The sequence below is a fragment of the Kitasatospora sp. NPDC058032 genome, assembly GCF_042885845.1.
GTDB lineage: Bacteria > Actinomycetota > Actinomycetes > Streptomycetales > Streptomycetaceae > Kitasatospora.
In genome coordinates this window covers 1-9,636 of sequence record NZ_JBHVRK010000051.1, presented here as the reverse complement: position 1 = coordinate 9,636, position 9,636 = coordinate 1, and the positions used below count along the sequence as shown (strand labels likewise).

General features: G+C 75.4%; 11 protein-coding genes. 9 read left to right on the top strand and 2 right to left on the bottom strand.

The features are described from left to right. Positions 1–15 precede the first annotated feature (15 nt). A complete protein-coding gene (locus ACFVUH_RS36910; RefSeq protein WP_387917995.1) occupies positions 16–1,419 on the top strand; it encodes a class I SAM-dependent RNA methyltransferase in 1,404 nt (467 codons plus the stop codon). Positions 1,420–1,552: 133 nt separating this feature from the next. On the opposite strand, the gene ACFVUH_RS36905 is transcribed toward ACFVUH_RS36910, so the two are convergent. After that, the gene (locus tag ACFVUH_RS36905) at positions 1,553–1,750 is read right to left on the bottom strand and encodes a hypothetical protein (protein WP_355376048.1); all 198 of its coding nucleotides are present in this window, start codon (positions 1,748–1,750) and stop codon (positions 1,553–1,555) included. Between the two features lie 178 nt (positions 1,751–1,928). Here ACFVUH_RS36905 and ACFVUH_RS36900 point away from each other — a divergent pair, with 178 nt between their 5' ends. Continuing rightward, on the top strand, positions 1,929–2,174 hold the full coding sequence (locus tag ACFVUH_RS36900) for a toxin-antitoxin system HicB family antitoxin (RefSeq protein WP_344332776.1): 246 nt from the start codon (positions 1,929–1,931) through the stop codon (positions 2,172–2,174). After that, entirely contained in the window at positions 2,171–2,593 is a 423-nt protein-coding gene (locus ACFVUH_RS36895; protein WP_355376046.1) for a fic family toxin-antitoxin system, toxin component, read from the top strand. Before ACFVUH_RS36900 ends, ACFVUH_RS36895 begins: the two co-directional genes overlap by 4 nt. 34 nt (positions 2,594–2,627) lie before the next feature. Here the strand turns inward: ACFVUH_RS36895 and ACFVUH_RS36890 are convergent, their stop codons facing one another. Further along, positions 2,628–3,545: a GNAT family N-acetyltransferase gene (locus tag ACFVUH_RS36890; protein ID WP_387917987.1), complete on the bottom strand. Its 918-nt coding sequence runs from the start codon at positions 3,543–3,545 to the stop codon at positions 2,628–2,630. A 265-nt stretch (positions 3,546–3,810) separates the two neighbouring features. Here ACFVUH_RS36890 and ACFVUH_RS36885 point away from each other — a divergent pair, with 265 nt between their 5' ends. The 6 genes from ACFVUH_RS36885 to ACFVUH_RS36860 all read left to right on the top strand — a co-directional run bounded on the left by ACFVUH_RS36885 (position 3,811) and on the right by ACFVUH_RS36860 (position 9,322). Next, a complete protein-coding gene (locus ACFVUH_RS36885; RefSeq protein WP_387917985.1) occupies positions 3,811–4,800 on the top strand; it encodes a RimK family alpha-L-glutamate ligase in 990 nt (329 codons plus the stop codon). Further along, on the top strand, positions 4,797–5,738 hold the full coding sequence (locus tag ACFVUH_RS36880; protein WP_387917984.1) for a RimK family alpha-L-glutamate ligase: 942 nt from the start codon (positions 4,797–4,799) through the stop codon (positions 5,736–5,738). The genes ACFVUH_RS36885 and ACFVUH_RS36880 overlap by 4 nt, the downstream gene beginning before the upstream one ends. 52 nt (positions 5,739–5,790) lie before the next feature. After that, positions 5,791–6,621 (top strand): putative RNA methyltransferase, encoded by an 831-nt coding sequence (locus tag ACFVUH_RS36875; RefSeq protein ID WP_387917982.1) that lies wholly within the window; start codon positions 5,791–5,793, stop codon positions 6,619–6,621. A 172-nt stretch (positions 6,622–6,793) separates the two neighbouring features. Next, positions 6,794–8,227 carry an AAA family ATPase gene (locus tag ACFVUH_RS36870; RefSeq protein ID WP_387917981.1) on the top strand — a complete coding sequence of 478 codons (1,434 nt, stop codon included), beginning with the start codon at positions 6,794–6,796 and terminating at the stop codon, positions 8,225–8,227. Next, positions 8,224–8,613, top strand: a complete 390-nt coding sequence (locus ACFVUH_RS36865) for a nucleotide pyrophosphohydrolase (RefSeq protein ID WP_387917979.1) — start codon at positions 8,224–8,226, stop codon at positions 8,611–8,613. The genes ACFVUH_RS36870 and ACFVUH_RS36865 overlap by 4 nt, the downstream gene beginning before the upstream one ends. A gap of 97 nt (positions 8,614–8,710) precedes the next feature. Beyond that, entirely contained in the window at positions 8,711–9,322 is a 612-nt protein-coding gene (locus ACFVUH_RS36860) for a DUF6099 family protein (protein WP_387917977.1), read from the top strand. Positions 9,323–9,636: the final 314 nt, after the last annotated feature.

Genomic DNA, 9,636 nt, shown 5'->3' with positions numbered 1-9,636 from the left:
CCGCAGCCCCCGCGCATGCGGCCGGTGGGCCCCCCGGGGGCGCCCCCCACCGCCGGCGCGCCCAAGGCGTCCCAGGCCCCCAAGGCCCCCAGGGCGCCGAAGGCTCCCACTGGCGACCCGCTGGTCGGCGAGCGCTACGAGGTCGAGGTCGGCTCCGTCGCGCACGGCGGCGGTCACTGCGTGGCCCGGCACGAGGGCCGGGTGCTGTTCGTCCGGCACGCGCTGCCCGGCGAGAAGGTGATCGCGCAGGTCACCGAGGGCACCACCACCTCGCGCTTCCTGCGGGCCGATGCGGTGGAGGTCCTGGAGCCCGCCAAGGACCGGATCGCTCCGCCGTGCCCGTTCTCCGGGCCCGGCAAGTGCGGCGGCTGCGACTGGCAGCACGTCACGCCCGGCGGCCAGCGCAAGCTCAAGGTGCAGGTGCTGACCGAGCAGCTGGCCAAGCTGGCCGGCCTGACCCCGGCCGAGGCCGGCTGGGACGGCAGCGTCGAGCCGGTCGGTGGCAAGCTGTCGGCCGGCCAGGTGCCGGCCTGGCGCACCCGCGTGCAGTACGCCGTCGACCCGCGGAGCGGCAAGGTGGGGCTGCGCAAGCACCGCTCGCACGAGATCCAGCCGGTCGACCGCTGCCTGATCGCCGCCGAGGGTGTCACCGAGCTGGGCGTGGAGGCCCGCGACTGGCCGGGTGTCGTCTCGGTCGAGGCGATCGCCGCCTCCGGCTCCTCGGACCGTCAGGTGGTGCTCACCCCGGCGCCGGGCGCGCAGCTGCCGCTGGTCGAGCTGGACCGTCCGGTCTCCATCGCCCGCATCGACGAGCAGGGCGACCCCCACAAGGTGCACGGCCGCGGCTTCGTGCGCGAGCGCGCCGCCGGGCGGACCTGGCGGGTCAGCAACGGCGGCTTCTGGCAGATCCACCCGGAGGCGCCGGACACCCTGGTCGACGCCGTGCTCGACGGCCTGGACCCGCAGTGGGGCGAGAACGCGCTCGACCTGTACTGCGGGGTGGGCCTGTTCGCGGGCGCCCTGGCCGACCGGGTCGGCGAGGACGGCGCGGTGCTCGGCATCGAGTCCGGCAAGCAGGCGGTGGCCGACGCCCGGCACAACCTGGCCGCGCTGGAGAACGTCCGGATCGAGTGCGACCGGGTGGAGTCCCTGCTGCCGCGCACCGGGATCACCGCGACCGACCTCATCGTGCTCGACCCGCCGCGCGCGGGCGCCGGACGGGAGACCGTCGCCCACCTGGCCGGGCTCGGCGCCCGCCGGATCGCGTACGTGGCCTGCGACCCGGCGGCCCTCGCCCGGGACCTGGCGTTCTTCCGCGCGGGCGGCTACCGCCCGGTCTCGCTGCGGGCCTTCGACCTGTTCCCGATGACGCACCACTTCGAGTGCGTGGCGATCCTGGAGCCCGTCGGGGGCGAGTGACCCTCGGACGCGACGACGGAGGCGGTACCCGGGTTTTCCGGGTACCGCCTCCGTCGTCGTCCTCTGCTCTCTCCTTCTGTCCTCTTCTGTCTCTCTTCCGTCCTCTTCTGCCTTCGTCGGTGCCGCGGGCGGCTCAGGGCAGGTGGTGTTCCTCTTCCTGGGCGTCGTGCGGCAGGGCGATGCCGTGCTGGGCGGCGAGCCGGATCAGCGAGGCGATCCGGCCCTGGTACGCCTGGACGCCGTCGGCGTCCCCTTCGGCCCGGGCGGTCGCGAGTTCCTTGCGGGCCTGGGTGAGCTGCTCGCGCAGCTCCTGGTCGAACATGGCTGTCATGTGCCGGCCTCCACACCGGTCGGTGCCGCTCCAGGGAATGCTCGGGGCACTTCAGAATCTACGAAGGTGAAGAACTCTTCAAGTCTCCCTCTCCGCCGGTGCCGAGCGCGTCGAGCGGGCGTGCGAGGAGCCGCACGCGCCCTTGTTGTGCTAGCACTTCAGCGCTAGCTTGAATTTCATGGGTAAGAAGCAGCTGAACGTCCGGGTGGACGCCACCACCGCGGAGATGGCCCGGGAACGGGCGGAGCAGCAGGGGATCAGCATGAACCAGTACATCGAGCGCCTGGTCCAGCAGGACATGGGCGAGGCCGGGCGGGTGTTCGTCGACGCGGCGGCGCAGTTCATGAAGGAGTACGAGACGGCGTTCCTCGCCGAGTTCGGCGAGCAGCGGGGCGGCGCCGACCTGCAGGACGTGCGCCGTTGAAACTGGAGGTCGACCTCTCGTGGCTGCTCATGACCGCCGAGCAGTACACGCCCGGTGACCCGCAGGTCACCGACTACGGATCGCTGCTCGCCGCCGTCGCGCGGCACCAGGCCGAGATCTTCGACATCGCCGTCTACCCCGAACCGCAGGACCGCGCCGCCGCCCTCATGCACCAGCTGATCCGGGTGCCGGCGCTGGAGAAGACCAACGAGCTGTTCGCCACCGCCGTCGCCTACGCCTACCTGGTGGCCAGCGGCTGCTCGGTGGCGACCACGGCCCGGGAGGTGCGCAGCCTCGCCCGGGCCATCCGCGAGGGGCGGCTGACCGTCTCCGGGGTGGCGGACCGGCTGGCCGCCTGGGTGGTGGACGAGGCCGAGGACGAGGAGGTCAGCGGCGAGGACGACGACGACTCGGAGTGAGGGGGAGCGGGACCAGGACCGAGAGAGGGCGGGCTCAGCTGGTCCCGGCCGCCGGCTCGGTCTGCTCGGTCGGTTCGGCCGGCTCGGCGATCAGCGCGGTCGCGAACGGGCGGAAGCCCGCGCGGCGGTAGATCCGGGCCACGTCCTCGTCGGCCGCGGACAGGAACACCGTCCGCACCCCGGTGGCCCGGGCGTGCTCGACCAGCGCCGCGGTGACCGCCAGCCCCAGCCCGCGCCGGCGCGCCGAGGGCAGCGTGCCCACGCCGGCCACCTCGGTGACCGCGCCGACCGGGTTGTGCTGACCCGCACAGAGCGGAGTGCCGTCCTCGAAGGCCGCCGCCAGCACGGTGTGCCCGGAGGCGATCCGCTCGGCGGTCCGCGCGGCGGTGCCGTCGGACCCCAACACCTGGGCCTTCGCGGCGAGTTCCGCCGCTCCGGTGTCGCCCACGCCGGTGCCCGGCTCGTCGAACGCCAGGTGCGGGACGGCCACCGCGTGCGCGAGCGCCGGGTCGTCGGCGGTCAGCACCCGCACCGCCACACCGTCCGCCGCGGGGCCCGGCACGCCCGGGGCGTCCTGCGGGCCCAGCACCAGGAGCGGGTGCTCGTGCACTGCCAGCCCCGCCTTCTCCACCGCCGCGCGCAGCAGCGGGTCGTGCTCGGCCACCCACTCGAACGCCTCGGGCAGTCCCAGCTCGCGCTGGCGGGCCAGTACCCGGCGGACGTCCTCGGCGGTGGCCGCCGGACCCTGGTGGCCCAGCGTCGGCCGGGCGTAGTACGGCCAGCCGGCGCCCTCGCGGACGAAGAGGCTGAGCGGCCCGAAGTCCTCCACGCGCGCGGCGGCGCGTGGAACCGCGTCGTAGTAGCGCTCGATCTCGTCGAGCAGGACCCGGTCGGGCCGGGCGGCGGAGGCAGCGGAGGCGGAGGCGGCGGTTTCAAGATCGTTGAAGGTCACGCCGTGCATCCAAGCAGGCCTGCCCCGTTCATGCCAGGGATTTGCGGGCCCCGGCCCCGGCCCCGGCGCGGACCGCGGACCCCGCGAGGGCGCCCGGAGCCCCGGAAGGCCGCCGGGCCCGGGCATTTCGCCGCGATTGTTGCCCAACGCTTACAGGCCGGGCGATCTTGTGTGCGGACCCCATGACATCCTGGGGCTTTTACAGCTCTGCCGGACGGGGACGGCGGACGTCCGCGCTGGGCGAAGCGAGGGGGATGACTGGCTCATGAGGCTCTGCTTTCTGGTGGAGGAGCACTACCGGCACGACGGCATGCCGCTCGACGTCGTACGGCAACTCACCGCGTGGGGGCACCGGGTGGACGTGCTGCGCCCCGGCGACTCGCTGATGGCGATCTCCGAGGCGGTCCGCGCCGGGAGCCACGACGCCTGGGTGCTCAAGACCGTCTCCGGCGGGCCCGGCCTCACCCTGCTGGAGGCCGCCGCCGCGGTCGGTCTCACCACCGTCAACGACGTCCGCTCGATCCGCGGCGTCCGCGACAAGGCACTCGCCTCCGTCATCGCCCGCACCCGCGGACTGCCCGTCCCCGTCACCTACGCGGCCGCCCGCTGGGAACGGCTCGCCGAGATCCCCGCGGCCGAGTACCCGCTGGTCGTCAAGCCCGCCGACGGCAGCTCCGGGCGGGCCGTGCGGCTCGTCCGCGACCCCGGGCACCTCGCCGGAATCGGCCCCGTGCTGGCCGGCGAGGGCCTGCTCATCGCCCAGCCCTACGTGCCCAACTCCGGTACCGACCTCAAGGTGTACTGCGTCGACGGCGAGCTGTACGCCACCGAGCGGTGCTCGCCCCTCAACCCCGACCAGGGGGTGCGGGAGCGGCAGGTGCCGCTGCCGGCCGAGGTGGCGCGGATCGCCGCGCAGGTCGGCGAGGTGTTCGGGCTCGACCTGTACGGCGTCGACGTGCTGCTCGGCCCGGACGGGCCGGTGGTCGTCGACATCAACGACTTCCCGAGCTTCCGGCAGGTGCCGGACGCGGTCGCGCGGGTCGCGCGGGCCGTCCTGCGGCTGGCCCGCACCGGCACGGCGGTCACGGCGCCCGCGGTGGCGCTGGACGCCTCCGGGTTGGACGCCTCCGGGTTGGACGCCCCCGTGGGCGCGGTCGGGCTCGGCGCGCGGGCCGTACGGATGCCCGCGCAGGGCGGCGGGGCCGCTGTCGGGGTGGCCGGCATGGGCGGCGTGGGCGTCGGCGGCCCGCTGTGAGGATCGGCCTGATCACCTCCGCCCCGGACCACCCGCTGCTCGCCGCGGCCGGTGCGCTGCTGACCGCGGCCGGCCACCGGGTCGAGGCGCTCGACCCGGCGGGTCGTGCGGGCGAAGGGCCGCTCGCCGACGCCTACCTGCTCAAGGCCCGCACCCCGGCGGCCCTCACGCTCGCCCGGTCGCTGGAGGAGCGCGGCGCGCCCGTCGTCAACTCGGCCGCCGCCACCGAGTTCTGCCAGGACCGCACCGCCATGGCCGAACTCGCCCGGCGGGCCGGCGTGCCCTTCGCACCCACCCGCACCGCCGACCGCCCGGCCGTGCTGCTCGCGGCCGCCGAGGCGGGCGAACTCGCGTTCCCGCTGGTCCTCAAGAGCCGGCACAGCCGCCGCCACGACCTCGTCGCCAGGGTCGACGACCTCGCCCGGCTGCGCGCGCTCGCCGAGGAGTGGGCCGACGAGCCCGTCGTCGCCCAGCCCTACCTGCCGAGCACCGGCTGGGACCAGAAGCTCTGGGTCGTCGCCGGGCAGCTGTTCTGCACCCGCCGGCGCTCCGAACTCGCCGACCCCGCCCACACCGGGCTGCCACACGGCGTGGGCGGATCGGGACCGGCGGGCGGGTCGGGGCCGGGAGGCGGATCCGGGCCGGTGGACGGCTTCGGGCCGGACGAGCTGCCCGCCGAGCGCGCCGGGCTCGCCCTGCGGGTCGGCGAGGTGTTCGGCCTCGACGTCTACGGCGTCGACCTGCTGGACGGGCCGGACGAACCGGTCGTCGTCGACGTCAACGCCTTCCCGGGCATCCGGGGCCAGGCCGGCGCGCCCGAGGCACTGGCCGCGCTCGCCCTGCGGGCCGCCGCCGCGGGCACCCGGGAGCGGCCGTCCGTCCCCGGCCCGCGGGCCGGCGCCCCGGCGGATGCGGGACCGCCCGCCGCGGCTCGTTAGGCTGGCACCCCCGGCCGGAGCCCGCGACCGGGTCGCGAGAGAAGACGGACCCTTGCTGCAGGACATCGAGCCCTACCTGGCCTGCCCGCACTGCGCGCAGCCGCTCACCCTCGACGGGCGCACCCTGCGCTGCCCCGCCGGACACAGCCACGACGTCGCCAAGCAGGGTTACGTCAGCCTGCTCGCCGGCGACGCCCACACCGGCACCGGTGACACCGCCGACATGGTCGCCGCCCGCAGCGACTTCCTCGCCGCCGGCCACTACCGGCCGATCGCCGACGCCCTCGCCGAGGCAGCCGTGGCCGCCGACCCCGAAGGACTCGTCGTCGACCTCGGCGCCGGCACCGGCCACTACCTCGCCCACGTCCTCGACGCCCTCCCCGGCCGGCCCGGCGCCGCCCTCGACATCTCCAAGTACGCGCTGCGCCGCGCCGCCAGGGCCCACCCCCGGATCGGCGCCGTGGTCTGCGACGCGTGGCGCCCGCTGCCGCTGCTGGACGCCGGCGCCGGGCTCGTCCTCAATGTGTTCGCCCCGCGCAACGGCCCCGAGCTGCGCCGCGTGCTGCGGCCCGGCGGCACCCTGCTGCTCGTCGCTCCGACCTCGCGCCACCTGCGCGAACTCGTCGCCGCCCTGGGGCTGCTGTCGGTCGACGAGGAGAAGCAGCGGCGCATCGACGAGAAGCTCGGGCCGTACCTGACACCGGCCGGGCAGCGCGAGGTGGAGTTCACGCTGCGGCTGTCCGCCGAGGAGGTGCGGACCGTGGTCGGCATGGGGCCGAGCGCCTGGCACACCGACCCGGCCCGGCTGGCGGAGCGGCTCGCCGTGCTGCCGGACCCGGTCGAGGTGACGGCCTCCGTCACCGTCGCCGCCTACCGGCGCTGATCCGGTGGTGCGCGGCGCCGGGCGGCGCTGAACCGGCTCCGCACGCCGCCCGTCGGCCCTGCGCGGCGGCGGACGGCGCGAGCCCGGCCACGCGCGCCGGGGCCACCCCGAAGGGATGAATCTGCCGGGCAGGCACGTTTCTGCCTCCCGACCGGCCGCTAACGTCCGACGGGTGAACCGCGACGCCACCCGGCCCGCCGTGCCGGCCCACCCGCAGCAGCGCAGCCCGGACCCGGGCGAGCCGACCGTCCGGCGCCCGATCGTCGAGGAGATCCGGCTCACCTCCTTCAAGTCCTACCGGCGCGCGACCCTCCCACTCGCGCCCCTCACCGTGTTGCACGGTCCCGCCGGCGTCGGCAAGTCCAACGCGCTCGACGGCCTCGCCGTCCTCTCCCGGCTCGCCCTCGGCGAGGAGATCGGCGCCTCCCTCGACGGGCGGCCCGGCACCACCGGCCCGCTCGCCACCCGGCTGCGCGGCGGCCTCGACGGCTGTGTGCCGCACGGCCGCAACGCCCTCATCCTCGGCTGCACCGTCCGCTCCCCGGACGGGCCGATCGGCCTCGAAGTCGTCGTCCGCACCGACGGGCCGGTCCGCATCGCCCGCGAACAGCTCACCCTCGACGGGCAGACCCTCGTCGAGACCGGCGAACAGGACCTGCGCAAGTGCCGCGTCAACGTCAGCTGGCACAACGACACCCGGCAGGGTGACATCCGGGCCCCGTTCCCCAGCGGGACGCTGATCACCGCCCAGATCCCGCTGCGGGTCGCCGGCTCCTCGCCCGGCGAACGCAAGGTCCTCGCCGCCGCCGAACAGCTGCTCACCGCGCTGCGCGAGGTGTTCCCCGTCCACCCGGTACCGGCCCTCATGCGAGGCTGGGCCCGCCCCGACCCGCAGGCCCGGCTGGTCAGCACCGCCGCCAACATCTCCGCCCTGATCGCCCGGCTCGGCAACGAGTGCCCCCGCCGCTACGGGCAGCTGCTGCGCGTCGTCCAGTCCGCCGCCCCGCACCCGCTGCTCGGCCTCGACCTCGCCCACCGCGGCAGCGGCGCGGACCGGCGGGTGCTGGCGGTGTTCGACGAGGGACTGCTCGGGCGCACCGGAGCCGACCAGGCCTCCGACGGGATGCTGCGGCACCTGGCGTTCGCCGCGGTGCTGCTCACCGGCGCGGGGGTGCTGGACCTCGACGTGGCGGTCGAGGTGCCGTGGGCGCAGCGGCAGCTGACCGTGCTCGCCGACGACCTCGGGGCGGGGCTCGGCACCGACCAGAGCGCGTCGCTGCTGCGGCTCGCCCGGGACATGGCCGGGCGCAACCAGCTGCGGGTGCTCGCCACGCTCCAGGAGCCGGCCGCGGCGCGGGACGCGCTCGGCGGGGTGGGCGAACTGCCGCCCGGGGTGGCGGTGGTGGAGTGCCGGCGCGATCCCGGCTCGGGGCTGACGGTGCTGCGGGCGGAGACGGCGCGGGTGCCGGGGCAGGTGGTGCGGGGCGGTTCGGCGGCCTCACCCGTGCTTCCGTCGGCGCGTACGGCACCGGGTTCGGTGGCCCGTGGGGTGGCGGGTCCGGCGGTGGGTCCGGCGGCGGGCGATGAGGTAAACCTGGACGGGTGACCGAACGAGAGACCGATACCCCCGGGCCCACGCTGGAAGGGCTGCGTCAGCGGCTGGTGGAGTTCGCCGCGGCGCGCCGCTGGGAGCCCTTCCACACGCCCAAGAACCTCGCCGCGGCGCTGACCGTGGAGGCCGGCGAGCTGCTGGAGATCTTCCAGTGGCTCACGCCCGAGCAGGCGTCCGCGGTGATGGACGACCCGGATCGCGCCCACCGGGTGCGCGACGAGGTGGCCGACGTGCTCGCCTACCTGCTCCAGTTCTGCACGGTGGTCGGGGTCGATCCGCTGACGGCCCTGGCGGAGAAGATCGAGCGCAACGAACTGCGTTTCCCGGCCCCCGGCGCCCTCGCCGAGGAGGCCGACGTCAACCCGGAGGATGCCTCCTAAGCCTTGTGGGGGACGGGAGTTGTCCACAGCCCCCGGGTTGTCCACAGGTTTCCGATGTCCGCGTGCAGACCCTTCCGTCCCGGCGCACTCTCTCACCGTGACCGCACGGCAGAGCGCCGCGCGGGTGACGGAAGGAGCGTTCGGCATGGAGGCGCTGCGACTGATCAAGACCGCCCGGCACGCCCTGGCGGAGACCAGGAACATCCCGGACGTGCTGGCCGAGGCCCGGCAGGCGGCTCTGCTCGCCGAAGCGGTGGGCACCCGGCTCGGGGGCTCCGAGTACGGCGAACTCTCGGGCCTCGGGCAGCTGTTGGCCGAGACGGCGCTGCACGCGGCGTGCTGCCTGGACCATGCGACGGGGGACGTGGCGGGGGCGTCGGCCTTCGGTCCCGGCAGCCGGGCCCGAAGGCTCAGTGAGCTGGGCGAGCTGGGGCCGATGCTGGACGAGCTCGGCGGACTCCTGCGGGACATCGGGGAGACGCTGGTGGTGCTGGCCTGCGGGGCGGACACCGAGAGCCTCTATTGGGCGTGCATCGACGGTGTGGATGCGGGAGCGGAGTGCACCCGGCTGGTCGCCCAACTGCGCGACGCCGTCAGGACGATCGCGGGCGAGCGACCCAAGGAGGACGAGCTCGCGGAACGTTTACTGCTGCTCCAGCTCGACCCGCCTGGCCGACAGGAGGAGGTGGTCCCGGCACCGGTGGCGTAGCCCCGAAGGCGGCGTGCGTGGCGCGCAGTGAGCGGTCGGCCGGACGCGGCCCCCGCCACTGCACCCACCGGGCTTCCCCCTCACCGGCCTGCCCCCGCCGGGGCCCTCCTGGCCCCGGCGGGGGACAACGGGAGGGCGAAACAACGGAATAGCGGCAGTGGGCGGGTTGGTGGGCGGGTGCGCGGGAGCGGGAGCGGGAAGGGCGGAGGGAGGGGGAGGGGGAGGGGGTGGGGCGGGCGCGCGGCGCGGGCGGCGCCCCCCCCACACCCCCCCCGGCGAGTGGGGGGGGGGGGGTGGGGTGTGGGCTATTAACA